This window comes from Sorangium sp. So ce185 (assembly GCF_051526825.1).
Classification (GTDB): domain Bacteria; phylum Myxococcota_A; class Polyangia; order Polyangiales; family Polyangiaceae; genus Sorangium; species Sorangium cellulosum_D.
Map to the genome: position 1 here is coordinate 197,860 of NZ_CP150316.1, position 24,708 is coordinate 222,567.

The 24,708-nt window shown below is 72.3% G+C and carries 16 protein-coding genes; 7 read left to right on the plus strand and 9 right to left on the minus strand.

Annotated features, from left to right (window positions below):
- Nucleotides 1-217: 217 nt before the first annotated feature.
- From WMF26_RS00760 to WMF26_RS00780, 5 genes are all read left to right on the plus strand, one after another.
- The gene (locus WMF26_RS00760) at nucleotides 218-1,273 is read left to right on the plus strand and encodes a hypothetical protein (RefSeq protein ID WP_437998726.1); all 1,056 of its coding nucleotides are present in this window, start codon (nucleotides 218-220) and stop codon (nucleotides 1,271-1,273) included.
- Nucleotides 1,270-3,486 carry an ATP-binding protein gene (locus WMF26_RS00765; RefSeq protein WP_437998727.1) on the plus strand — a complete coding sequence of 739 codons (2,217 nt, stop codon included), beginning with the start codon at nucleotides 1,270-1,272 and terminating at the stop codon, nucleotides 3,484-3,486. The genes WMF26_RS00760 and WMF26_RS00765 overlap by 4 nt, the downstream gene beginning before the upstream one ends.
- The gene (locus tag WMF26_RS00770) at nucleotides 3,483-6,005 is read left to right on the plus strand and encodes a helicase HerA-like domain-containing protein (protein ID WP_437998728.1); all 2,523 of its coding nucleotides are present in this window, start codon (nucleotides 3,483-3,485) and stop codon (nucleotides 6,003-6,005) included. Before WMF26_RS00765 ends, WMF26_RS00770 begins: the two co-directional genes overlap by 4 nt.
- Nucleotides 6,006-6,047: 42 nt before the next feature.
- The gene (locus WMF26_RS00775) at nucleotides 6,048-6,530 is read left to right on the plus strand and encodes a PspA/IM30 family protein (protein WP_437998729.1); all 483 of its coding nucleotides are present in this window, start codon (nucleotides 6,048-6,050) and stop codon (nucleotides 6,528-6,530) included.
- A 229-nt stretch (nucleotides 6,531-6,759) separates the two neighbouring features.
- Nucleotides 6,760-7,869, plus strand: a complete 1,110-nt coding sequence (locus WMF26_RS00780; protein ID WP_437998730.1) for a hypothetical protein — start codon at nucleotides 6,760-6,762, stop codon at nucleotides 7,867-7,869.
- Between the two features lie 137 nt (nucleotides 7,870-8,006).
- On the opposite strand, the gene WMF26_RS00785 is transcribed toward WMF26_RS00780, so the two are convergent.
- From WMF26_RS00785 to WMF26_RS00825, 9 genes are all read right to left on the minus strand, one after another.
- Nucleotides 8,007-9,452 (minus strand): hypothetical protein, encoded by a 1,446-nt coding sequence (locus tag WMF26_RS00785; protein WP_437998731.1) that lies wholly within the window; start codon nucleotides 9,450-9,452, stop codon nucleotides 8,007-8,009.
- Between the two features lie 229 nt (nucleotides 9,453-9,681).
- Nucleotides 9,682-10,419, minus strand: coding sequence for an ABC transporter ATP-binding protein (locus WMF26_RS00790; RefSeq protein ID WP_437998732.1), 738 nt, complete (start codon nucleotides 10,417-10,419; stop codon nucleotides 9,682-9,684).
- A gap of 14 nt (nucleotides 10,420-10,433) precedes the next feature.
- Nucleotides 10,434-11,198: an ABC transporter ATP-binding protein gene (locus WMF26_RS00795; RefSeq protein WP_437998733.1), complete on the minus strand. Its 765-nt coding sequence runs from the start codon at nucleotides 11,196-11,198 to the stop codon at nucleotides 10,434-10,436.
- Nucleotides 11,182-12,204 carry a branched-chain amino acid ABC transporter permease gene (locus WMF26_RS00800; RefSeq protein WP_437998734.1) on the minus strand — a complete coding sequence of 341 codons (1,023 nt, stop codon included), beginning with the start codon at nucleotides 12,202-12,204 and terminating at the stop codon, nucleotides 11,182-11,184. Before WMF26_RS00800 ends, WMF26_RS00795 begins: the two co-directional genes overlap by 17 nt.
- Nucleotides 12,201-13,058 (minus strand): branched-chain amino acid ABC transporter permease, encoded by an 858-nt coding sequence (locus tag WMF26_RS00805; protein ID WP_437998735.1) that lies wholly within the window; start codon nucleotides 13,056-13,058, stop codon nucleotides 12,201-12,203. Before WMF26_RS00805 ends, WMF26_RS00800 begins: the two co-directional genes overlap by 4 nt.
- 73 nt (nucleotides 13,059-13,131) lie before the next feature.
- Complete coding sequence (locus WMF26_RS00810; protein WP_437998736.1) at nucleotides 13,132-14,454, minus strand: ABC transporter substrate-binding protein; 1,323 nt, start codon at nucleotides 14,452-14,454, stop codon at nucleotides 13,132-13,134.
- A 255-nt stretch (nucleotides 14,455-14,709) separates the two neighbouring features.
- Nucleotides 14,710-16,794, minus strand: coding sequence for a methionine--tRNA ligase (gene metG / locus WMF26_RS00815; RefSeq protein WP_437998737.1), 2,085 nt, complete (start codon nucleotides 16,792-16,794; stop codon nucleotides 14,710-14,712).
- A gap of 203 nt (nucleotides 16,795-16,997) precedes the next feature.
- Entirely contained in the window at nucleotides 16,998-17,861 is an 864-nt protein-coding gene (locus tag WMF26_RS00820) for a DUF6209 family protein (RefSeq protein ID WP_437998738.1), read from the minus strand.
- A 92-nt stretch (nucleotides 17,862-17,953) separates the two neighbouring features.
- Nucleotides 17,954-19,363 carry a serine/threonine protein kinase gene (locus WMF26_RS00825; RefSeq protein ID WP_437998739.1) on the minus strand — a complete coding sequence of 470 codons (1,410 nt, stop codon included), beginning with the start codon at nucleotides 19,361-19,363 and terminating at the stop codon, nucleotides 17,954-17,956.
- A 238-nt stretch (nucleotides 19,364-19,601) separates the two neighbouring features.
- On the opposite strand from WMF26_RS00825, the gene WMF26_RS00830 reads away from it, so the two are divergent.
- Both WMF26_RS00830 and WMF26_RS00835 read left to right on the plus strand, forming a co-directional pair.
- Nucleotides 19,602-20,492 carry a hypothetical protein gene (locus WMF26_RS00830; protein ID WP_437998740.1) on the plus strand — a complete coding sequence of 297 codons (891 nt, stop codon included), beginning with the start codon at nucleotides 19,602-19,604 and terminating at the stop codon, nucleotides 20,490-20,492.
- A gap of 8 nt (nucleotides 20,493-20,500) precedes the next feature.
- Complete coding sequence (locus WMF26_RS00835; RefSeq protein WP_437998741.1) at nucleotides 20,501-24,508, plus strand: serine/threonine-protein kinase; 4,008 nt, start codon at nucleotides 20,501-20,503, stop codon at nucleotides 24,506-24,508.
- Nucleotides 24,509-24,708: the final 200 nt, after the last annotated feature.

Genomic DNA, 24,708 nt, shown 5'->3' on the forward strand with positions numbered 1-24,708 from the left:
TCGGATCCTCCCGAGCCCGTGACCCGCGAGACGCTCGCCTTCCGCCGCCGCGCCGCGGCGCGGAGCCTCTTCCCATGGCTGGACGCCCGGGTAATCTCGGACGCTCGGGAGGTGGGCCACGAACACGAACAGCGCATCGAGCCCGCGCGCGCGGGCGACGACCACGAAGTCCACGGCAGCCAGGAAGAGCAGCGCCGAGAAGCCGAAGAAGGCTGCCGTGCCCCGCACGGCCGCAGCGTCGAAGAAGGCTGCCGCGCCCCGCACGGCCGCAGCGTCGAAGAAGGCGCCCGCGAGGCAGAAATCTACGGCGAGCAAGAAAGCTCCGCCGCCCTCGCCCCTGCCGAAGCTCCTCGGCATCCTCGAGTCCCAGAAGCAACTCGGCGGCGCGTCGTACCCCCCGACGATCGCGCGGCTCGCGGAGCTGGCCGGTGACAAGCCCACGGCGACCATCAAGGCGCTGATCACCGAGGAGGCGAAGGCGCGCGTGCTGCTTTCTCGCGACGCGGAAGGTAGGAAGAAGCCGCCGCCCGGTACCGTGCTCGTGCTGCTCAAGGAAGATCTCCAGACGGTCGCGCAGTCCGACCGGCTCCTGGAGGTGCAGCTCCAGTCGGCGCGCAAGCCCGACGCGCCCGCGGTCGATCTGGCGCAGCTCCCCAAGGGCCTCCTGCCTGCCCTGGGCCGCGCGTTCAAGGCGGCGCTCGATCAGCGCCTCGCCGAGCGCCGGATTCCCCGGACCATCGGCGCCTTGACCGGCAAGAAGCCGCTGTTCTTCTTCCTCGCCGACGCCGTCCTTCCGGCTGCCGACTCGCCCGCGCGCCCCGCCACGGCCCCGACCGACGGCGCTCCCCGCCCCACGGCCCCTCGCGGCGCCCGCACAGCGCCTGCCGACCCTGCCGACGCGGCGCCCACCGACGCCCCCTCCAACGGCGTCCCCGCCGCCTCGCTTGCCGGCGCCCCCGCCGCCTCCCTTGCCGGCGCCCCCGCCCCCGCTCCCGCCGCCCCCTTCGCCGCCCGCTTCGACGCCGCCTTCACCGCCCTCGACCGCGTCTCCGGCGGCAACAACTACGTCACCCTCCGCGCCCTCCGCGCCGCGCTCCCCGACGTCCCGCGCGCCACCTTCGACGCGGAGCTCGCCGCCCTCCGGCGCCAGCGCCGCTACTCGCTCGACCCCTCCGACGGCCGCCACCACCAGATGGCCGAGGCCGAGCGCGAGGCCGGCATCCTCGAAGCCGGCAACCTGCTCGTCTACGTCGCGCGGAGGCACGACGCATGAGCGCCGAGGAGCCCACGTTCGAGCGCTTCCTCCAGGCGCTCCGAGGCACCAACCCGTTCCGCAGCCACCGCATCACCGACGTCGGGGGCGGCGAGGCCACGGTCGAGTCGATCCACAAGAACGCCTTCACCAAGCTCACGCGCGTCGTGCAGGACGCCGCCAAGGAGCCGACAAGCATCGGCGCCCTGCTCATCGGCGCGCCCGGCGTCGGCAAGAGCCACCTGCTCGCGCGCCTCTTCCAGTGGGCCGGCGAAGACAAAGCCACCGTCGTCTACCTGCACAACATCCTCGCCTCGCCCGAGCGGATGCTCCGGTACGTGCTCAACGCGACCGTCAGCGACCTCGCGGGCCACCGCGGGAGCGACTACACGCAGTCGCGCCTCTACACCATCCTCAACCGCGCCCTCATCCGGACCGGCGCGTTCAAGGGCCGCAAGATGATGACCGGCCCCAAGGAGATCGAGGCGCGCAAAGAGGCGCTCGCCCGCCTCGGCGCCAAGATCGACCCCCAGAACGCCGTCATCCCCGTGCTCAACGCGTTCCTCACCGGGACGTCGCACGCGAGCCTCGGCGACCCGAGCGCCGAGAAGCGCGCCCTGGCCGCCGTGCTCTGGCTCTCCGGCGAGACGCTCGGGCCCGACGAGGCGCGCCTGCTCGACCAGACGCGCCTGCTCGATCAGGCCGCCGGCGACGAAGGCCTCTCCCTCCCGGACGACGCCGCGGTGGAGCGCGTCCTCCACGTCCTCTCCCACCTGTGCGCGCTCGCCGAGCTCCCGCTCGTGCTCTGCCTCGACCAGGTCGACAACCTCGATCCGGACGCCGTACGCGCCCTGATGTCGTACGCCCACGCGCTGCTCGACCGGGCCAAGCACCTCGTCGTGATCGTCTCCGGCGTGAAGCAGTCCATGCTCTCCCTGCGCACCGGCGAGGTGATCCCGGCCGCCGCGTGGGACCGGATCGCCGAGCGGATCCTCGAGCTGCACATGATCTCGCCCGAGGAGGCCCGCGCCATCCTCGCGGGGCGGCTCGACGCCGCGCTCTCCGGCTTCGAGGAGAAGGAGATCGAGGAGGTCATCGCCGCCCGCAAGCGCGATCGGCTCTTCCCGCTCGGCAGCGAGTGGCTCGAGCGGCGCCTCGACGGCGTGCAGGAGCTCCGGCCGCGCGACGCGATCCTCTGGGCGCGGGACCGCTGGGAAGCGCAACAGGACCGGCTCGCGGCCGTCGGCGGCAAGCGCTGGCTCAAGGAGTGGCCCGGCCCCGAGGACGGCGGAGCGAAGCCGCCGCCGCCGAAGCTCGAGGACGTCATCGACGCCGAGGTGAGAAAGAAGCTCGAGGAGGGCAAGAACCGCCGCCGGCTGCAGCAAGCGTCGCTGCCGCCCGACGAGGACAACCTCGCGAGCCTGACGCACCGCCTGCTCTCCAGGTGCGCCGGCAAGGCCAACGCGACGCTCCTCGGCATCGAGCACCTCACCGCGAAGAAGCGGGGGAAGGCCCCGGCATATCACCTCCTCGCCAAGGAGAGGCGCGCCGACGGCGTGATCGTGACCACGGGCGTGACGTTCCTCTGCGCGCCGAGCGGGCACGGCGCGCGGACGCCGCTCCAGCGCATGGCCGAGGACACGAAGCACACGGACAAGCGCATCCTGGTCACCGACGAGGAGCGCCGGCCGCTGCGGCTCGGCGGCGCCGGCAAGGCCGCGTACGACGCGCTCTGCAAGCTGGGCCGCCAGCGCTTCCTCCACCTCCACCTCGACTTCGCCGGGCACGCGGAGCTCGACTCGCTGGTGGGGCTCCTCGGCGCCGCGAAGAGCCAGGACCTCGAGATCGAGCACCCGCGCGGGCAGTACCGCAAGGTGACCGAGGACGAGGTGATCGCGTCCTTCCAGCGCCAGAGCCTGCTGCTCGCGCACCCGCTGCTGCGCGAGCTGCTCACCGAGGAGATCGTCAAGGGCGGCACGGACTCGGTACCGCCCCCGCCGTGGGATCCGCAGCAGACGCGCGAGCACGTCATGGCCGAGCTGTCGTGGCGCCTCGGCCTGATGGCCAGGGAGCTCGCGCAGATCTTCGCGGGCCGGAAGAAGGTCCCCGACAAGCGCTTCCCGGAGGTCTGGTCGCACATCAAGAAGACGGCGCAGGCGCTCCACGACGAGGGGCTCGTCCACGCGACGGCCACCGACGACGACCTCTTCGTCCAGCTCCGGGGCAGGAAATGAGGCTCGTCCACGTCAACGTGACCCAGCTCCGCGTCGCGGCGACGTGCCCGAGGCTCCACTGGTTCGACACGCGCGCCACGGCCGAGCGGCAGGACGGGCGGAAGGTGGTGAGCCGCATCTGGCGCAAGGGCGGGGAGGCGCCCGGCTGCGGCGCGCTGTTCCACACCGCGGTCGAGCGCTTCAACGCCGCCGCCGCGAGCTCGGACGAGGTGCTGGCCGCGCTCGAGGGCGCCCGCGACGCCGCGGCCCTCCAGCAGGCGCTGATGCGCTGGTTCAACGCGAGCTGCCTCGACCTGGACGCCTTCGCGGCGCGCCCCGTGCCGCTGCGGCTGGGGTTCATCGCCGCGGTCCAGGTCTACATGGACGAGCTCGCGCGCCTCGCGGTGCACGCCCGGGCGGCGGGCCTGCCGGCCGCGGAGCTCAGGAGCCAGCTGTTCGGGGACTCGCGCAAGCGGGTCGACGTGACGTTCCACGTGGGGGAGGACGTCCACGTCCACGTGACCGGGGCGATCGACTACGTGTACTTCGATCCGCGGCTCGGGAAGCACCGCATCGTCGACTACAAGCTCACGCCGGCGACCTCTCCCAACAGCGATCTGTTCCAGGTCTTCACGTACGCGCTGATGCACCACCACCAGCACGGCACGAAGCCGGACGTGGCGGTGTTCTACCTCCACCCGACCCGCAGCGTGCGGGAGGCGCGCTGGGAGGAGGTCGAGGCGAAGCGCGGCAAGATCCACGAGCTCATCGCCAGCATGGTGGCCTGGTCCGACCACGCGCTCGGCGCCGGGGGGCTCTCGCCGCCGGGTGACCGCACCTACTGCGACGGCTGCAAGCACGAGCGCTCCGGGGCCTGCGTCGCAGAGCTCGGCCACAAGGACAGGGGCGCGTGGGACCGGCGCTGGGCGGCGCTCGAGGCGACGCGCGGCGAGGCGCCGGAGGAGGGCGCGCGCGTCGCGGCCGGAGAGCCGCTCGAAGACGAGCCGATGGTGGAGGACGATCCCGAGCTGGAAGAGGCGTTGGCGGTCGTGAAGCCGGCCGGCGAGCGCCCGAGGCCGGCGCCGGGCCGAAGGAAAAAGGCCCCGGCGGAGGCGCCGCCGGGCGGCGCGCGCTCGACGCCGGCGGAGGCGCCGCCGGGCCGCGGGAAGGCGCCGCCGAGCGGCGAGCGCTCGACGCCCGCGGCGCTCGACGCGGGAGCAGGGCCGCCGGCGGCGCGGACCGCGGACGTCGCCGGCATGCTCCTCGGATTCGACGACGGCGGCTCGCCCGTCTGCATGGATCCCGCGGTGCTGCGGACGCACGTCTCGGTGGTCGGCGCGGCGGGCAGCGGCAAGACGTGGATGGCCAAGATCATCGCGGAGGAGGCGCTGCGGGCCGGCGTCCCCGTCCTCGCGATCGACCCGCAGGGCGATCTCGTCCAGATGATGGAAGCGCGCCCGCGCCCCGACGTGCCGCCGGCGCTGCTCCGCGCGTGGGAGGAGCTCCAGGAGCGCATGGAGCCGCGCATCCTCACCCCGGGGTCCTCGCACGGCCAGCGGCTCTGCCTCGACCCCCTGCGGCTCCCGAGCGCGAGCGAGCTGTCGCACATCGCGAACCCGGCGCTCCGCGCCGAGGAGGAGGAGGGATTGCTCGTGGCGGTGGCGGCCAACCTCGTCAGCCTGTGCGCGTGCGGCGGCGAGGAGGAGTCGCAGCGCACGTTCCTCTTCCAGGTGCTGCAGCGCCTGCCGCGCGCGGCGCCGGTCCGGCTGAGGGACATCGTGGCCGCCGTCACTGCCCCCGAGGACCTGGGCATCGACGAGGTGGACAGCCTGATCCGCAAGTCCGAGCGCGAGCGGCTCGCGCGCCGGCTCAACACGTTCGTGCAGGGCCCGTCCGCGCGGCTGTTCTCGGGGGGGACGCGCCTCGATTTCACCGAGCTGCTCCGGCCCTCGAGGCCGGGGCGCGTCCCGCTCAACATCGTTTACCTGAACGCGCTCAGCAACGACGACGAGAAGCACTTCTTCCTCGCGGCCCTCGCGACGGAGCTGTACCGGTGGATGATCACGACCGTGGACGCGACCTCCGGCGGCGTGAACCTGCTCTTTTACATCGACGAGGCGCGCGACTGGATCCCGGCCGGCGGCAGCAAGCCGCCCGCCAAGCAGCCGCTCATCCGGCTCTTCACCCAGGGGCGGAAATACGGCGTCGGTTGTTTGCTATGCACCCAGAGCCCTCGCTCGGTGGATTACAACGTGTTCGGCAACACGAGCACGAAGCTCGTCGGGCGGCTGGAGGCGGCCCAGGACGTGGAGCGGGTGAGCGACTGGTTCACGATCGAGGGCGGGGCCCCTCCCTGGGTCGCCGCGCGCAAGGGGGCGCCGAAGGGGAGCTTCGTCGCGCGCTGGCCCGACATGCCCGCGGCGCTCGCGGGCCGCGCGTTCAAGGGGCGAACGCTGTTCACGCGCCACGCCGGCGCGTGGTCGCCCGACCGCGTGGAGCGGGCCGTCACCGAGGCGGGGCTCCGCGGCGCGGGCGGGTGACGCGCCCGGCGTTTGCGGGGGTCTCGAGGCTGCTGAGTCGAAATGGCTTCCCAAGGTGAGAAGTTCGCCGAGCTCGCCGAGCGAATCGAACGCGAGCTGAAGCGCATGAATGATGCCGCGGCCGCCGCTGCTCGGCTCGGCCCCGCGCGGGCACGGGAAACGGCGATTCCCTGGTTCGCCCGCGTCCTTTCGAGATTGCGACGTCGTTCGAAGGATCAGCCGAACGCCGGGGATGAGGAAGCTCGCCGGTTCGACGAGGTGGAACGCCGCCTGGAATCCCTCGAGAAGTACGGCGCGGCGCTGGCGCGAGAGGCTGAACAGCATGCCGCGAACGCCGGTGAATGGGAGCGACGCGCGGAGCTCGCGGTCCTGGCGGGCGATGATGATCTCGCGCGCGATGCGCTCTCGCGGCAGCGCGAGGCGCTCCACCGCGCATCGTCGCTCGAGCGGCAAGCCGCGACGATCTCGGCGGCGATGGCCGAGTACACGTCCGCTCTCGCCGTCCTCAAGGCCTCCTCGCGTTGAACGGCGTGCCAGGCCGGGACGCACGCAATTCCAGGGACTTACGGGCAGCCAGGGGTGGCGGATGCGGCCGAGGGGGTGGCGGCCGCCAGGGGCGCCGGGCCCGAGGCGCTCGCGGGCCCCTCCCAGCACACCCACGTTGGCTCCGCGGCAGGTCAACACGGCCGTTCTCCGCTCTTCCGGCAGGCAGCTCTTGGCGCGTTCTGCACTTCATTACGTGCACCAGACGTGTTTGGTCAGGAATAGCAAGAAAGGATCTCGTGATTGCTCCGGCGGGTGGGCGGGCCTCAGACGAGCATCGATCGCGCAACTTGATGCCTCGCCAACTCTTCTCGCGTCGAGTAGAGAGGAGCGGATGCCGGGAACGCCTCACGTGGTGCTCATCGTCGCGCTGCGGGACCGTCCAGCGCTGCTCGCCGACCTCTTCCGGCGGCTCACCGGTAGCTCGTTCGGCACGCCGGCCGAGGCGACCGATGCCACCGTGCGTTTCACCAGGGCCATCGAGGTTCGTCCGGACCTGCTCCTGCGCTCGCGGGGGCTAGGCTGGGTGATGGTCGAGATCCAGAACTCCATCGATGAGCGTAAGCGGAGGAGCTGGCCGCTGGCGGTCAGCGTGCTCGTCCATCAGGAGAAGGCGATGGGCGAGGTGATCGTGATCACGGCCAGCCGCCGCGTGGCCTCCTGGGCGAAGCGGGCCGCGCGCTTTCGGGGCGAGCTCGGCACGCGTTTCGAGCTGACGCCGCGGGTGCTGCTCCTTTCGGGTCGGCGCGTCGAGGCGCTGCTCGATCCGGCGTATCCGGAGCTGGCGCTCTTCGCCGCCTGGGCCGTGCACCACCGCCACGGGCCCGCTGCGCGCAGGATCGTGGTGCGCGCCCTGGAGCTCACCGAGCAGCACCTCACCGACGAGCCGTTGCGAGACGCGCAGGCACGTGCGATCCTGGCCGTGCTGAGCGACGCGATGGTCGCCTCGCTCAGGGAGCTGGCCATGGATCCGAGCAAAGTCCCTGAAACCCAAGCGTCTCGGCGTTTCCGGCTCTTCTTTGAAAAGCGCGGGAGAGCCGAGGGCAAGATCGAGGGCAAGCAGGAGGCCCTGCTCGCCGTGCTCGACGCGCGCGGCCTGTCGCTGACGGCGGAGGAGCGGGCTCACATCGAGGCCTGCACCACCCCGGCGGAGCTCGATCGATGGATCGCCCGCGCCGTAACGGCCGCCTCCATGAGCGAGGTGTTCGCGCCGGAACCGGTCAGGGCGGCACAGCGCTCGATCCCGGGGAATCGCTCGCGCGTCCCGGAGCGGAAGGGGCGTAAGTCGCCAGCCCCGCGGAAGCCGACGCGGGCGTCGTAACGAACGCGCCGGCTTCCCTGGCCGGCATCCGCGGGGCCCCCCGATCGGCCCACGCCGCTCCCGTCGCCATCGCCTCCTTCGTCAGCGATGGACCTGGTAACGGGCGCCGCGCAGACGGTCACCTTCGACGCGAAGCCTCAAGGCTGCTGCTGCTTCTTCTTCTTCCACTTCTTCTTCGGCTTCGGCGGCGGCTTCGTCTTCTTCGGGTCCTTCGGCGCCCACGGCACGCGCGTGTCGATCGGCAGGATGTCCTCGTGCGGCAGCGCGCGCTCGCCCTCGCGCTTCACCGCGAACGACGCCGAGACCACGTTGATCCTGTGCGCCCCGACATCCGACAGATCCCCCTTCACGCGGAGCCCGATAGGGATGCAGAAGAGCCGCTTTCTCTCTTCCTCATCCATGTCGGCCGCCGCCGCCCCGCCGCCCAGGCCGCGCCGGTCGCCGATCATGTTCGGGTTCTCCACCGCTTGCTGGAGCTGCTCGAGCACCTCCTCGGCGCACACGAGCTCCGGCGTGGGCTTCTTCTTGCTGCCGGACGGATACTGCACCTTGGACTGGACCTTGACCGTCACCGTCACCGGCTGCCGGTCGGGCCCCATCTGCAGCGCGCTCCCCGCGAGCGCGCCCTTGGCCGCGTCCACGATGCGATCCCACGTGGGGCCGTCTCCGGCCGTCGCGCTCACCAGCCGGACGCCGAGGACCTGGCCGTCGGCGCCGAGCTTCACCTCGAACGTCGCGCGCGCGTCGAGCGGCGCGGCCGAGGCGCGCACCGTGTCCGCCAGGGTGCTCGCCACCACGCCCGCGGCCGGGACGCTGATCCCCACGCTCTTGTCCTTGCTGTGCAGCGTCTCGTTCAGCACCTTGCCCGCGATCGCCGGATCCAGGGGCTGGGCGCGCGGGGCGGCCGTCGGCGCCGCGCGCGGCGCGTCGGGGCCGGGGAGCAGGCCGGGCACGCTCCAGAGGGGCGTCCCGATCCCGGGCGCGAGCGCGACGCCCCCGCCCGCCGCGGGGGGCGGGCCGCCGTACTCGCCGCCGGGCGGCGCCGCCGCCGGAGGGCCCGGCGCCTCGGCCACGGGCCCGGGCGCCTCGGCGGGCGCCGGCGACTCGGCCACGGGCCCGGGCGCCTCAGCCCCAGGCGCGGCGGCCTCGGCGGCGGGCGCCGTCGCCTCCGGCGGCGCGGAGTCCGGCACGGCGCCCTCCGGCGCCGCGGCTTCCGGCGCCTCCTTCGGCTCGGCGGCAGGCGCCGCGGGCGCGGCCGGAGCCGGCCTCGCGCGCTCGGTCGAGGCGACCTTGGCGGCCGCGGCGCCCGGCGCCGGCGCCGGCGTCTTCTCGGCCGGAGCGGCCTTGCCGACCTCGCCGGCCTCTTCCGGCGCGCTCGCGACCGCCTCGCCTCCGGCCGGCGCCGCCGCGGCGCCCCGCGCAGCGGGCGGCTCGAGCTCGATGTCGATGCCGTCGACGGCCGCCTGCGGCCCGGCCGGGGCCGCGGGGGGCCGCTCGGGCGTCGGCGCCGCGAGGATCGCGAGGTGCGCCGCGACCGCCATGGCCAGGGCCACGGCCTCGCGTCCCCGCAACGAGATGCTCACCGCCTCCTCGATGCAAGGCGACTACGCATCGAGTGAAGCTAGCATGTCCCCCGGCGCGCGGACCGGCTTCCCCCTGCGTCCCCCGCCCGCCGCCGCGAGAAGCACGATTGCGGCGGCGGCCACGTCGGGCGGCTGCCGTCGGCTGCAGGGACCGGCATCCGCCGGTGGCGACGTCATCGGCCAGATAGGTAAGTCATCTTACGAAGCCGCGCGCCCTGCCTTCAGCCCCTCACCGCGCCCTCTGCCCTCGACGGCCCTTCACCCCGAGGTACCGCTGCTGATCCTCCGCGCTCGCCATCATCGCGGCCGACGTCGTCTCGAGCGCGATCCGCCCGCCGACCATGACCGCGAGCCGGCGCGAGAGCGCCGCCGCCACGGCGAGCCGCTGCTCCACCACGAGCATCCCGATGCCCTCCTGCGACAGCGATCGCAGCGCCTCGACGAGCTGCTCCACCACGAGCGGCGCCAGCCCCTCCGAGATCTCGTCCAAAATAAGGAAGCGCGGCCCGATCATCAGCGCCCGCGCGATGGCGAGCGCCTGCTGCTCTCCCCCGGAGAGCGCGCCGGCGAGGACGCGCCGGCGGTCGAGGAGCCGCGGAAACAGCGCGTGGACGCGCTCGCGCGTCCAGCCCGCGCCCGGCTCGCCGCCGCGCTCCGCCATCATCTGGAGGTGCTCCTCCACCGTGAGCGACGGGAAGATCCGCCGCCCCTGCGGGACATACCCGATCCCGAGGCGCGCGATCCGATCCGGCCTCTCCCCGAGGATCTCCACCCCGCCGAACCGCACCTGCCCCTCCGCGCGCGGGACGAGCCCCATCAGCGTGTTGCAGAGCGTCGTCTTCCCCATCCCGTTGCGGCCCACGAGCGAGAGCGGCTCCTGGCCGATCTCGAGATCTACCCCCATGAGCACGTGCGCCTGCCCGTGATACGCGTGCAGCCCCGAGATCGAGAGGAGCGCGTCATCCATGGACCGCTCCGAGGTCACCCATGGACCGCTCCGAGGTAGAGCGCGTGCACCTCGTCGCTCGACTGGATCTCCTCCGGGCTCCCCGTCACGACCGTATGCCCCTGGTGCAGGATCGTCACCACGCTCGCGAACTCGAGCGCGATATCCATGTCGTGCTCGATGAGCAGGACCGTCATGTCCGGCTCGAGCTCCGACAGCAGATCCAGGAGCCGGCCCCGCTCCCCTGGCGAGAGGCCGGCCGCCGGCTCGTCGAGGAGCAGCTGCCGCGGCCCGCCGGCGAGCGCCATCCCGATCTCGAGCTGCCGCTGCTGGCCGTGCGAGAGCGCCGCCGCGGGCGTGCCGCGCTCCGCGCTCAGCCCGACCCGCTCCGCCATCGCGTCGGCGCGCGCCCAGTCGGGCCGCTCGGCCAGCGCCGCGAAGAGGCTCGTCCGGCGCTGGCCGCTCCCGCGCGCGGCCAGGAAGAGGTGCTCGCGCACGGTCAGCTCGGCGAACAGGTGGGCCGTCTGGTACGTCCGGCCGAGCCCCCGGCGCGCCCGCTCGTGCGGGGAGAGCCGCGTGACGTCCTCGCCGAACAGCAGGATCGCGCCCTCGGTGGGCTCGAGCTCCCCGGAGAGGAGGTTGAACAGCGTCGTCTTCCCGGCCCCGTTGGGCCCCAGGATCGCGCGGCGCTCGCCGCGCTCGACGCGGAGCGAGACGCCCCGCAGCGCGTGGAACCCGCCGAAGCGACGCCCGAGCCCCGCGACCTCCAGCGCCGGCGCGCGATCACGGCCCGCGATCACGGCGGCCCCCTCGCCGGAGAAGTCGGCCCTCGACGGGGCGGAGGAGCCGCCCGAGGGGGCGCGCGGCCCGGCGCGCGACGCCCGCCAGCCCCTCGGGGAGGAACAGGGTGACCCCGAGGAAGATCAGCCCGATGAGCGTGTTGAAGCGGTCCGTGTACGAGCTGGCGAAGTTGGTGACCAGCGTGAACAACAGCGCTCCGAGGTACGCGCCCTCCAGGTGCGCGAGGCCGCCGGCGACCGCGATCACCACCATGGCCTCGGTCCGGGACATGTCGATCGCCCCGGGAGAGATCGAGCCGTTGTACCAGACGCCGAGCACGCCCGCGACCGCCGCCACGAAGCCGGCCAGGGTGAACGCGGCCACCCGGTACGCGGCCACGTTGAAGCCGAGCGTCCGCATCCGGCGCGGGTTGTCGCGGATCCCCTGGAGCGTCAGGCCGAACGGCGTCCGGACGACGCGGCGCACGAGCCAGTACATCGCCGCGGCCGCGGCGAGGCTCACGCCATAGAACGCGCCCGGGCTCGACAGCGAGATCGCGCCGAACGACGGCGCCCGCACGCCGTTGATGCCCGTATGGCCGTTGGCGAGGGCGTGATCCTGGTCGACGAACCGGTAGAGCAGCATCGCCTGGGCGAGCGTGATCATGAAGAAATAGATGCCCTGCGTCCGGCAGGCGACGAGCCCGAACACGAACGCCACCGCGCTCGCGATCGCGAGCGCCGCGATCACGCCGGCGTACCACGGCAGCCGGTGCGTCGCGGTGAGGATCGCGACCGTGTAGCCGCTCACCCCGTAGATCGCGATCTGCGCCAGGGAGAACATCCCGGCGAACCGCGACAGGAACACCACGCTGAGCGCGACCGTCCCGAGGAACAGCGATTGCGCCCCGATCTGCACCACGAAGAAGTCGGGCAGCAGCAGCGGGCACGCCGCGAGCAGCGCGAGGATCGCGAGCGCCGCGGGGCCGCTCGGGCCGGCGGCGCTCCGGGGCTCCTCGGCCGTCACCCGGCCCTCCCGAGGAGCCCCTGGGGGCGGAAGGCGAGGACGGCGATCATCAAGAGGTACGTGACGATCACCGAGTACGTGGGGAAGTACGCGAGGCCGACCTGCTCGATGAGCCCCACGAGGAGCGCGCCCAGCGCCGCGCCGCCGATGCTCCCGAGCCCGCCGACGATCACGACGACGAGCGAGGAGAGGAGGTAGCTCCCGTCGTCGCCGGGGGAGATCGAGAGGTTGGTGCCGCCGATCGCGCCCGCGAGCCCCGCCAGGAAGGCCCCGAGCGCGAAGACGACCAGGAGGACGGCGTCGACGTCGATGCCGAGCGCGGCGACCATGTCCCGGTCGTCGATCCCCGCGCGGACGAGGCGCCCGAGCCGCGTCCGCTGGATCAGGAGCCAGAGCGCCACCCCGACGAGGACCGCGGCGGCCATCGTGGCGAGGCGGAGGGTCGGGTAGACGACGCCGGCGACGCTGGTGCTGCCGTCGATGGCGGGCGGCGGGGTCACGTCGACGGTGTGGCCGCCGTACTGCGCGAGGAGCTGATCGGCGATGACGATCCCGGCGCCGATCGTCACGAGCGCCTGGCGCATGTCCGAGCCCTTCGTCGGCCGGAGGAGCGTCCGCTCGAGGGCGAGCCCCGCGACGACCGTGACGAGCGGCGCGAGGAGCACCGCGAGCGCCCAGCTCCCGGTCGCCTCGAGGATGGAGTGGGCGGCGTAAGCGCCGATCAGGCAGAGCGCGCCGTGGGCGAGGTTGACGAGCCGCATCACGCCGAAGACGAGCGTGAAACCGCTCGCGACGAGGAAAATGAGCGCGCCGCGGGTCAGCCCGTTCAGCGTGACGAGGATGAGCTGGGTCATCTCCCTGGCGTCCGGTCCGCCCGCCGCCGCGGCGCGCTTCGGCGCCCCACCGCGCGGCGGAGCGGCGCCCGCGTCACGGGCAGCTGGGGTTGTCGCGGTTGAACGAGCCCAGCTTGAGGAACTCGTCCTCGGGCAGCTTCATGGTCTGGTTCACCTCGGGGACGACCTGGAGCAGGCGCTTGAAGAGCGTCCCGTCCGGCTTCTTCTCGACCACGGTCAGGTACGAGTCGGAGATGGCGTTGCGGTTCTTGTCGAGCTTCACCTTGCCGCTCGGCGCCTCGAACTCGAGCTTGCCCAGGGCGTCCTTGAGCTTCTGCTGGCCGTTCGAGAGGTCGCCGCCGGCCTGCTTCAGGGCGAGCAGGGCCGCCTTCATGTTCGTGTAATACGAGTGGAGGGTGCCCGAGGGGAACTTGTAGGCGTCGGGGAACTTGGCCCGGTACGCCTTGACGAACGCCTGCCATCCCTCGCTCGGATTGTCGTCCGCGATCGGCACCCCGGAGATGGTCCCGACGAGGTGCTCGGCGATGTCCCCCTTCGAGTCGAGGACCATCTGGTCGACCGTGCTCGAGCCGCCGATGAGCGGCGCCTTCCCGCCGAACTGCTTGTATTGCTTGAGGAACGTCAGGGCGTCGGCGCCGCCGAGCGCCACGTAGATGGCGTCGATGTCCTTCGGCAGCGACGAGATCACGGAGCTATAGTCCTTGGTCCCGAGCGGCACCCACAGCTTCTTCGGCACGCGCCCGCCCACGTGGCAGAACTCGGCCATGAACCCGCCCACCAGGGTGTACGGGTACGAGTAATCCTCGGCGAGGGTCGCGACCCGCTTGTAGCCCTTCTCCTTGAAGGCGTAGCTCCCGACGCCGGTCATCCACTGCGCGCCGTCGGGCGAGAACCGATAGAAGTTCGGCGCCTGGTCGCGGAGCGTGATGTCCTGCGCCGCGGCGCTGCCGTTGACGAACACCCGCTCCGGGTGGCTCTTCGCGAGATCGCGGACGGCGAGCCCCTCGTCCCCCGACAGCGGGCCCACGATGAAGTCGACCTTCTCCTGCTCGATGAGCTTGCGGGCGGCGTCCCGGGCGACGTTCGGGGTCGCGTCCGAGCTCTCCTTCACGAGGACGATCTTCTTGCCGGGGATCGCGCCGCCGAGCTCGTCGAACGCCAGGTCGACCCCCCGCATCGCCTCCTCGCCGAGCGAGGCCAGCGGGCCCGTCATCGTGGCGATCACGCCGATCTTGATGGTGTCGCCCTTCGCCGGATCGGCCTTGCCCTCATCGACCTTGGCCTGGCCGTTCTTGGCCTGCTCGGCCGGCGGCGCGACATCGTTCTTCTGCGGACTCCCGTCGTCGCAGCCCCCCAGGAGCCCTGTGCAGGCGAGCAGGGCCGCCGCCATCGACATCCGCCCACGAGACCTCGTCAGGCCGCCAAGGAAGCGCATCGAACCCTCCGTCTCCCTCCCCAACGGCGATCCCGGCGAGCCGATCTCGACGAGCCGACTGGGAATCATCGGAAAAGACCCATAACACGGCACAGCGCGCCGGGGGTATCTGTTTGGAACGGACGGATGCGGGCTGGTCGGAACGCCGCGGCGGTGGCGCCGGGGCGTTTGCCGTGTGCCGGTAATGCAGTAAATGTTACAAATTGGATCGTGGCTTCAGAGCACCGGCGTGCCCGGCGCCGCGTCCTCGACCGTGATGGTGCGGACTCGCCCGTCGACCTCGGCGGTGAGCAGCATGCCCTCGGACACGAGCCCTTTGCCGAAGTCGCGCGGCGGCAGGTTGCAGAGGACGACGACCCGCTTGCCGACCAGCTCTTCCGGGGCGTAGCTCGCGGCGATGCCCGAGATGATGCGCCGGGGCGCGCCGTCGCCGGTATCGACCCGCAGATCGAGCAATCGGTCCTTCTTCTTCACGCGCTCGGCGCTCGCGACCACGCCGATCCGGAGGTCCAGCCGGGCGAAGTCGTCGAACGGCACGGGGCCCTTGCCCTCACGCGCCGGCTGGGCAGCGGCGCCGGCGCCGCCGTTCGCCTCGGGCGCGGCCTTGGCCTCCGGCGTCGCCTTCGCCTCGGGCGCGGCCTTGGCCCCGGGCGCGGCCTTTGTCGCCTCGGCGTCCGCCGGCGGCGGGGCGAACCGGGCGAGCAGCTCGGCCTCTTTCTCCTTCTCGAGGCGCGGGAAGATCGGCGAGCCCTTGCGGAGCTTCTCGCCGGGCGCTCGGGCGGCGGGGAGCAGCGGCCACTGGTCGTTGCCCGGCTCGGGCGCGAGCGGCTGCAGCCCGAGCTGATCGCGCATCCTGGCCGCCACCACCGGCATCACGGGCGAGATCATCACGCTGATCGCGCCGAGCTGCTCGACCAGGGTCGCGACGATCGTCCCGAGGCGCCGCGGATCGGTCTTCTTGGCCACCCACGGAGCGGCCTTGTCGATGTAGAGGTTCGCCGCCGCGATCACCGTCCAGATCGCGTCGAGCGCGCGCGTCGGCTGGTGCGCGTCGAACGCCGCCGCCGCGGCCGCCGAGGCCTGCTGCTGCGCGGCGAGGAGCTCCTCCTCGAGCGGGCCGAGCTCCCCCTTCTCGGGGACCTCGTCGGCGAACGGGAGCACCCGGTTCAGCAGGTTGCCGAGCGCGTTGCCGAGCTCCGAGCCGTACCGGGCCAGGAGGTCCTGGATGCTGAAATCGCCGTCGTGACCGAACGAGATCGCGCGCATGAGGCAATAGCGCACCACGTCCACCCCGACCGGCGGCGCGCCGGCCGCGGCGCCCGCGCCGCCGGGGAGGGCCGCCGCCGCCGCCTCGGAGAGGGCCTCCGCCACCTCGACGGGGCTGATGGTGTTGCGGAGCGTCTTCGACATCTTCTGGCCGCTGTAGGTGAGGAACCCGTGGGCGAACACCTGGCGCGGCAGCTCGGCCTCGCCGTAGCCGGCCGAGAGCAGGAACGCGGGCCAGTAGACGGCGTGGAAGCGGAGGATGTCCTTGCCGACGAGGTGCACGTCGGCCGGCCAGAAGCGCGTGTTGTCCTCGGGCTCCTTGAGCGCGGTGAGGTAGTTCGCCAGCGCGTCGAACCACACGTACATGACGTGCTTCGGGTCGCCGGGGACGGGGATGCCCCACTGGAACGTGGTGCGGGAGACCGACAGATCCTGGAGCCCCTCGCGCACGAAGCTCGTCACCTCGTTCAGGCGGCTCGCCGGCTGCACGAAGGTGGGGTTGCGCCGGTAGTAGTCGAGCAGCGCGTCTCCATACTTGGAGAGGCGGAAGAAGTAGCTCTCTTCCTTGACGCTCTCGACGGGCCGGTGGTGCAGCGGGCAGACGTTGCCGGGCTGCTTCAGGTCCTTCTCGGTATAATAGGCCTCGCACCCGACGCAGTAGAGCCCCTCGTAGTGGCCGAGGTAGATGTCCCCGCGCGCCTGGATGCGGCGCCACAGCTCTTGCACGGCCTTCTTGTGGCGAGGCTCGCTCGTGCGGATGAAGTCGTCCGGAGCGCAGCCGAGCTTGGGCCACGTGGCGCGGAAGGCCGCGGAGATCTCGTCGGCGTGGACGCCCGGCGCGAGGCCGCGCGCCTCGGCGGCGCGCTGGATCTTGAGGCCGTGCTCGTCCGTGCCGGTGAGCATGCGGCTCTCGTGGCCGCGCACTCGGTGATAGCGGCACAGCACGTCCGCGGCGATCGTCGTGTAGGCGGTGCCGAGGTGCGGGACGTCGTTGATGTAATAGATGGGCGTCGTGACGTAGAAGCGGCTCGCCATGGGAGCGCTCTCTTACCACGGGGCGCTCTCCCGCGGCGAGCGCCGCGCCGCGGCGCGGCGCGGACGTCTGGGGCGCGTCCGGCCGCCTCCGGCGCGCCCGGGAGGCGTTCGAGGAGCCAGAGAGCCCTCTTCGAGGCGCGGGAGGGCCCACGGCGGCCTGCGCCGTGGCGCGCCGCGCTCCCTGCGCGCGCGCAGGGCGCCTTTCAGATCAGCGCGTCTTCGGGGAGCTCCGCCTGGTGCAGGATGCCATCGGTGAACACCTGGCCGTCGACTTCATAGTACAAGCGAAACTGCACCTTGCGCGCGTCCGGCCGCGGCGACACCGACCCTGGCGTCGCCGTGGATCCCTGGAAGATCTTGCCGGTGAAGATATACTGCTGGACCGGGCCGAACCCGGCATAGGCCAGCGGGAACGTCTCGGCGTGGATGAGCGCGTCGCCGCCGTCGAACACGTGGACATCGATCCACGCGTTGGCGCCCCAGGCCGTGTGGCTGACCCACGCGACGAGGTTGAGGTTCGTCTGGATGTCCTTCCCGACGCTCGGCCCGTCGGCGGGCCTCGGGAACGCGTTGATCTTCGAGACCTGGGCGGTCTGCACGTTCGCGATGTCGGCCCGCGCCTGCGCCCCCGCGCGGTAGACGACCGGCTGCGCCGGGCTCCGCGGCGGCGGGCCGCCGACGTCGAACCAGTAGTTTTCCCCGAAGCGGCTGTCCCACGCGTCGCAGCGACGGCTGGTCTGGGAGAAATGGTGAAACCACAGCTCCACGCCCGTGGCGTCGTCGGGCACCGCGAGCTCCAGCGGCGCGGCCCGGTGCGCGACCACCGGCCCGGGCGGCCTCCCCTCGGCCCGCACCTCCTCGACGACGCTCCCCTGCACGATCTCGCCGCGGGGGTGGAAGCGGACGTAGGCGACGATGTCGCCGATCTTGGCGCCGCGCCAGGTCGTGAAGCAGCGCGATAGGCGGCTCATGTCGTATTCGATCCTGAGCGCTCCTCGGCGCTCGATCTCGCCCTGCTGCGCGTGGATCCAGTCGGGGAAGAACTGGAGAACAGCGGCCTTCGTCATGGGATCCTCCTCCGATGGAGAGGTACAGAGGACCGGGCCGGAGACGCAAGCGCGGCGCGGTCGTCGCGCGGTCATCGCCGGTCATCGCGCGGTCATCGTACGGGCGTGGGCTCCGCCGGGTCGTTGCTCGTCATGCCCGCGGTCGCGCTCGGCGTCGCGAACACGCCGTGCACCTCGTCCGCCGGCGCCCACTGACCAGCGTTCATCAGCGCGCCCCCCGTGATCTCGGGCGGCGGCCCGGGGCGCGCCTGCACCTCGTCCGCGTGGACGCACACGTTGACGTGCACGCGCGGGTCCGCGTCGGGGCGATGGGCCAGCGCCTCGTGGAGCGACGCGGCGGCGTCGAGCGCCATCCGCCGCGCCCGCCGCTCCTCGGCCGCAGTGGCCGGGAGGAGGCGCACCCCGAGCACCTCGTTGCTGGTGAGCGACGCCAGGATGAAGCCCGCGCGCGAGAGCCGCGCCTCCGCGAGGTCGAGCACCTGCCCGATATCGGCGGCCAGCGCCTCGTCGAGCTCGTCGGCGCCGCCGCGCGTCCGCACCTCCAGGTAAACCGCCACCGCCGCGTGCGTCGGATCAGGGCCGCCCGGCGAGACCGATGCCGGCCCGCCGATGGCGTCCCGGAGCGCGCTCATCAGCTCTTCGACCGAGCTGTAACGCCGCTCACGCATCTTCTCCATGCACCGCAGCACCACCGCGTCGAGCTCGAGAGGCAGCGGGACCCGCACGCTCGGGGGCAGCGGCGTCTCCTCCAGGTGCTTTCGCACCATCTCGTCCGTGTCGGTTGTGTGGAATGGTAATCTACCTACCAGCATGCGATGGAGAAGTACCCCGAGCGCATAGATATCGACCCGCGCATCGATGGGACCGCCCAGGATCTGCTCAGGCGCCATGATCGATGGCGTCCCGGGCATACGTCCGGCGGTGGTGAGCCAGGTCGAGCTCTCCTCGGGGGCCATCATCTTGGCGATGCCGAAGTCGAGCAGCTTCACGGTGCGCGGCTGGCCCGAGCAGATGAAGATGTTGCTCGCCTTGACATCCCGGTGGATGATCCCTGCAGCGTGCGCCGCCCCGAGCGCCGCGCATACCGGCTCCATCAGCTCCAGCACGTCGCGGAGCCCGAGCCGCTTCTCGGCCTTGATGAGCGCGTCGAGCGTCTGGCCCTCGAGGTGCTCCATCGCGTAGAAGGGCCGGTGATCGTCGATCTCGCCGACCTCGTAGATCTCGACGATGTTCGGGTGGGAAATCCTGCGCAGGGCCTCGATCTCGCGCGCGAACCGGTCGAGCACGCGGGTGGAGTGGACCACTGCCTCGTTCAGCACCTTGACAGCGGCGCGCTTCCCCGTGTGGAGGTGCCGCGCAGAAAACACGGCCCCGCAGCCGCCCTTGGCGATGAACTCCTCGAGGATGTACTCGCCGGCCATCGTACCTGGCGGGAGCTCGCTGTGCGCGATAAGCCTTTCAGCATACAACAACGTCCTGGTTTCGTCATCTTCGTCCGTCATGTCGCCTCTTCGCGTGGTGCGTCGATATCTTACCACCTGCGCGTGCGTTGCGTGCTCCCAGCCGCCGACGCGGCGCTCGTTCGTGTTCGTTCAACCAAACGATATATTTTTGATCGAGCGATACGTTTTTTATTAACTTTTACGAAGCCATATACAGGGGCGTTTCCAAATGGTAACTTAAACTTTCCCATAGCTCGACCTCGCTTTGAAAACCCTGAGATGAAAGGGGGAGACGATCATGGAACTTTCCTGCGCGCGTCTCGCTGCATTGTTCGTCGTACCTCTGGTTACCACTGCCTGCATCGGTGCTGAGCTCGACTCCGACCCGGAAGCGCTGCTCGAGGAGGCGGAGGGCGCGCTCGAGGGCGACAACGGCTACCTCATCAACGCGCTGAGCCAGAACGCGCTGAGCCAGAACTCGCTGACATTGAACGCGCTGAGCCAGAACGCGCTGAGCCAGAACGCGCTGAGCCAGAACGCGCTGTCGACCATCCGGGACCCGGGAACGAACGGCGCCATGGCGCGGGACCTCCTCCGCTACATCGTGAGCTGTGCGCTGCGCCCAGACCAGACGTTCTCGTTCTCATGGATCGACAGCGGCGGGGTCTCCCGCCCGGAGGTCTACCGCGGCGAGCTCGGGTACGCGCACTGGTGGGCGACCACCCCCATCGGTCCCAACACATACGTTCAGCGTCAGATCACGGCCTGCCTCGCCGCGCGGATAAACTGGTACGGCGTCTCGGTGAGGATCTCCCTGCGCAACAACGAGATGCCATCGACCGCCGCGGAGCGCACGGCCTATCCGGTGAGAGAGGGCGCGTTCTGGGGCAACATGTTCGGCACGGTGGAGCCGGCCTTTCTGCGGGCCTGCTACTCACCAGCAGGCGTCACGCGCGCGCGCCAGCTGCAGCGCGACTGTGCGGCCGGCCACATCAGCGTCGACCCGGGGACCGGGGCCACGACCGTTCAGCAGTGTGGTCCGATGACGATCGTGGGCTCCTGCGATACCATCTGCAACGGGACGGACACGGTGAACGGCTTCTACAGGGGGTGTCTCAGGAATCCTTCGGTCTCGCCGTGGGAGCGCATGGACGAGGTGATCACCACGTTCTTGCCGCCCGCCCCCTAGGAGCGTGAATGCGCTCGGAAGCCCTGCGAGGCGAGGAGCCGGAACGCGCGGCCCGTGAAGCGGGGCGCTGTCCGGCCTGCGGGCGGCGGAGCCAGGGCGCGTGCCCCGAGTGCACGCAGTCCGCTCGGCCGCCGTCCGGCCAGTCGTCGATCCCGCCGGACATCACGGAGATCGTCCCCGTCTCCTTGCCTCGCTTCCCGGGCTTCTGGACCCGGAGGACGCTGGGGCAGGGCGGCTTCGGCCTCGTCGTCGAGGCCGAGCCCGAGGGCGGCGGGGCGCGCGTGGCCATCAAGCTCGCGCGCGCGGACCGGCGCGACGCGGCCCAGCGCCTCCGGGGTGAGGTCGACGCGCTCTCGTCGATCGGCGCCCCCCACGTGCCCGCCGTGCACGCGTGGGGGGTGCTGGACGACGGCTCGCCCTACGCGGTGATCGAGCACATCGCCGCGCCCACGCTCGCCGCCCGGCTCGCGGCGCGCCCCGCGCCGCAGCTCGAGGAGGCCGCCCGGCTCGGGCTCGCGACCCTCGCGACCCTCGAGGCCGTGCACGCCCGCGGCTACGTGCACTGCGACCTCAAGCCCGAGAACATCCTCGTCGATCAGCACAAGGCGACCCTCATCGACTTCGGCATCGCCCGCGTCGTGGGGCGGCGCTACGACGGGCAGGACGAGGACCTGGCCGTCGGCACGGCCGAGTACATGGCGCCGGAGCAGTCCGCCGGGTGGGCCGATCTCGACGCGCGCGCCGACATCTACGCGATGGGCGTCATCCTCTACGAGCTCTTCGCGGGCCGGCCCCCGTTCTGGGGGCCGCGCGCGGCGGTGCTGGAGGACCACCGGAGCCGCAGGCCGCCGCGCCTGTCGGCCAGCGCGGCCGTGCCGCGGGCGGTCGAGGAGGTGGTGCACCGCTGCCTGGCCAAGGAACGGAGCGAGCGGTTCGCGAGCGCGACCGAGCTCCGCGCCGCGCTGGAGCGCGCGCTCCGGGACGAGCGCACGGCGGGCGAGCGCGAGGCGCCGCGCTCCGTGGCCGGCATCGAGCGCCGCGTGATGGGGCTCCTGTTCTTCGAGAGCGCGTCCGATCGCGTCGCCGTGCAGCGCCGGCTCCGGGCGCTCGGCGGCGAGCTCGCGCACGCCTCGGGCGCGCGTTACGTGGGCGTCTTCGCCCAGGAGGGCGCGGCCAGCCCTGCCCGCCGCGCGCGGCGCGCGGCCGACGAGCTGCTGCGGCGCGGGGTGTGCGCGCGGGTGCTCATCGATCTCGCGCCGGTGTCCATCCAGGGGCGCGCGGACGGGACGCGGCGTCTCCTGAGCCCGCTCTTCTCGCGCGCCGAGCGGTGGCCAGCCGCCTCCGGGCCGACCGGGCCCTTCCTCACGCCCGAGGCGTCGGCCGCGCTCCCGGAGGCGCCGCACGCCCCGGCGGCCGACGAGCTGCCGCCGGGCATCGAGGACCAGTCGCGGGAGGCGACGCGGCCCGACGCGTTCGTCGGCCGCCGCGACATCCTCGATCAGCTGCTGCAGAGCGCCGAGGACGCGCTCCGCCTGCGGCAGCCCACGGTCGTCTCCCTGACGGGCGGGCCCGGCCACGGCAAGAGCAGCCTCTTCGCCGAGCTCGTCAGGCGGCTCCGGGAGCGCCTGCCGCACGCCCACATCATCGATCTCCGGGGGCACGAGCCGACGAGCGCCGCCTCGGACGCGACGCTGCACGAGCTCGTGCGCGAGGCGCTCGGCGTGCCCGAGGAGCCCCCGGAGAGCGGCGTCCGCGCGGCGCTCGCCGAGCGGCTCGGCCCCGCGGTCGGCGAGGAGCTTTGCTCCGGGCTCGCGATGGCGCTCGGGTGGGTGGACGAGCAGACGGGCGTCGAGATCTTCCCGGAGCTCGAGGCGCTCCGGGCCGCGCCCGGCGCGCTGCACTCGGCGCGCGTGCGGGCCGCGGGCGAGTGCCTGCGCCGGAGCGCGGCCGCGGCGCCCGTGCTCGTCGTCCTCGACGACGCGCACTACGCCCGCGACGCGACGCTCGCGGCGCTCGAGTACGCGGCGCTCGCGGACGAGGCCACGCCGCTGTGGATCTGCGCGATGGGGCGCCCGGCGTTCGCCGAGGCGAACCCTTCCTGGGGCGAGCGCGCCGCCCGGCGCGAGGCGCTGCGGCTCGAGCCGCTGGACGACGAGAGCGCGCGGGCGCTGTGCCGGCGGCTGCTCCTGCCCGCGCGGGACGTGCCGGAGCCGGCGATCGATCGCCTGCTCGAGCGCTCCCAGCGGGTGCCGCTGATCCTCGTGGAGCTCGTGCACGGGCTCAAGCGCGAGGGGATCCTGCGCCGGCACCGGCGGGGCGACGCGTGGTACCTGGCGACGGACGAGCTCGACAGCCTGCCTGCCTTGCCGGAGCTCGATCCGCTGGCGCAGGCGGAGATCGAGGCGCTCGGGCCGGCGCTCGGGTCGCACGCGCGGCTCGTCTCGCTGCTGGGCGCCGACGTGTCGATCGACGAGATCGCGGGCGTGCTGCGCCAGCTGGATCTCCGCGGCGACGGCGCGGCGTTCCCGCTCGACGCGCGCGTCGGGACCGAGCGGCTGCTGAGGGCGGGCGTGCTGGTCGACGAGCGGAAGGGCCGGCTGCGCTTCCGGCACGCGATGGTGCGGGAGGCCGTCGCGCAGGACGTCGCCGAGGCCGAGCGGCGGCGGATCCACCTGGCCGCGTACGAGCACCACCGCGAGGCGGCGCACGAGGGCCGGGACCAGCGGCGGCACAAGATCGCGCACCACGCGGCCGAGGCGGGGCTCGCCACGGTCGCGGAGGAGGTCTACCTGGAGCTCGCCGAGCGGGCGCGGGCGCGCCACGCCTACGTGGAGGCGGAGCTCTACTACAGCCGGGCGCTCGCGCAGCCGGCCCCGGAGCGCGGGGCGCGGCGGAGGGCGGCGTACCGGGGCCGCGGGCTCATGCGCTACCGGCTGGGCCGCTACCACGACGCGCTCGGGGATCTCGATCGCGCGCGCGCGATGGCGGTCGAGGAGGGCGACGTGACCGAGCAGGTCGAGATCCTGCTCGACGAGGCCACGGCGCTCGACTGGATGGATGACTACGGGCGGTCGAAGCAGCGGGTGGAGGAGGCGGGGGCGCTCGCTCCGGGCGAGTTGCCGCCGGCGCTCGCGGCGCGCCTGTCGATGGCGGTGGCGCGCTCGCTCCACCGCGACAGCCGGGAGGAGGAGTCGGCGCAGCAGTTCGAGCGCGCGGCGGCGCAGGCCGAAGGGCTGGGCGACGACGGCTACGAGACGCTGGTGGTGTCGCTGCTCCTGCTGGGCTTCATCTACCCGGGGCTGGGCAAGCTGGACGAGGCACGCGCGGTGCTAGATCGGGCGATCCACATGTGCGAGGAGCGCGGCGATCTCCTGCACCTCGGGCCCGCGATCAACAACCGGGCGATGCTCCGCGCGTGCCTCGGGGACAACGAGGGGATGGTCCTGGACCTGTGCCGTTCTCTCTCCATCTCGCGCGAGCTGGGGCTCGGCACCATGGAGGTCGTGGGGGAGTTCAACCTGGGCGAGTACCTCTACCTGATGGGCGACCTGGACGCGGCCATGCCGCACGTGGAGCGGGTCGTGTCGCTGGAGCGCCAGCTGCGCGGGGAGGAGGCGCGGCCGGTGGTGCATCTCCTCCTGGCGAGGCTGCTCCTCCATCGCGGCGAAGAGAGCAGGGCGCGCGAGATCATCGAGGCGATCCGGGCGCAGCAGGCGAAGGCCGCGGCGGCGGGGCGCGAGGATGCGGCGATGGCGCCCGCGGAAGAGGTGCTCTGGTCGATGATCGACCTGGCGACGCGGGACGCGAGCGACGAGGCGTGGGACGAGCTCGAGGAGCGGTCGGCCCGCCACTCGGTGGGGCAGGAGCAGATCGAGGTGATCGAGGCGCGGGCGCGCGCTCTCGCTCGGCGCGGCCGCCACGAGGACGCGAAGGCGGCGCTCGAGAGGGCGATCGAGGCGGCGGGGAGGATCCCGAACGTGATGCGGGAGCGGCTCGAGCGGCAGCGAGGGGCCTAGTTCCGCGCGTCCGTACATCCCACCGGGGATCTGCCTCGCGAGCAAAGAGAAATTTTGACGCAAACGCGCCAAGACGCAAAAAGCGCGTAACAACTGTTCTTTTTTTTTGCGCCTTTGCGTCTTTGCGCCTTTGCGTTAAACTCTCTTTCCAGATCCCGCGGCGGGCTCCTGGTGCGTGGGACTCGTCGAGCGCCGGTTGC

Coding starts and splice junctions, on each gene's coding strand:
- WMF26_RS00790 (WP_437998732.1), bottom strand. CDS start 10,419: ATGGATGACGCGCTCCTCTCGATCTCGGGGCTGCACGCGTATCACGGG.
- WMF26_RS00820 (WP_437998738.1), bottom strand. CDS start 17,861: ATGACGAAGGCCGCTGTTCTCCAGTTCTTCCCCGACTGGATCCACGCG.
- WMF26_RS00805 (WP_437998735.1), bottom strand. CDS start 13,058: ATGACCCAGCTCATCCTCGTCACGCTGAACGGGCTGACCCGCGGCGCG.
- WMF26_RS00830 (WP_437998740.1), top strand. CDS start 19,602: ATGGAACTTTCCTGCGCGCGTCTCGCTGCATTGTTCGTCGTACCTCTG.
- WMF26_RS00770 (WP_437998728.1), top strand. CDS start 3,483: ATGAGGCTCGTCCACGTCAACGTGACCCAGCTCCGCGTCGCGGCGACG.
- WMF26_RS00810 (WP_437998736.1), bottom strand. CDS start 14,454: ATGTCGATGGCGGCGGCCCTGCTCGCCTGCACAGGGCTCCTGGGGGGC.
- WMF26_RS00835 (WP_437998741.1), top strand. CDS start 20,501: ATGCGCTCGGAAGCCCTGCGAGGCGAGGAGCCGGAACGCGCGGCCCGT.
- WMF26_RS00825 (WP_437998739.1), bottom strand. CDS start 19,363: ATGACGGACGAAGATGACGAAACCAGGACGTTGTTGTATGCTGAAAGG.
- WMF26_RS00775 (WP_437998729.1), top strand. CDS start 6,048: ATGGCTTCCCAAGGTGAGAAGTTCGCCGAGCTCGCCGAGCGAATCGAA.
- WMF26_RS00765 (WP_437998727.1), top strand. CDS start 1,270: ATGAGCGCCGAGGAGCCCACGTTCGAGCGCTTCCTCCAGGCGCTCCGA.
- metG (WP_437998737.1), bottom strand. CDS start 16,794: ATGGCGAGCCGCTTCTACGTCACGACGCCCATCTATTACATCAACGAC.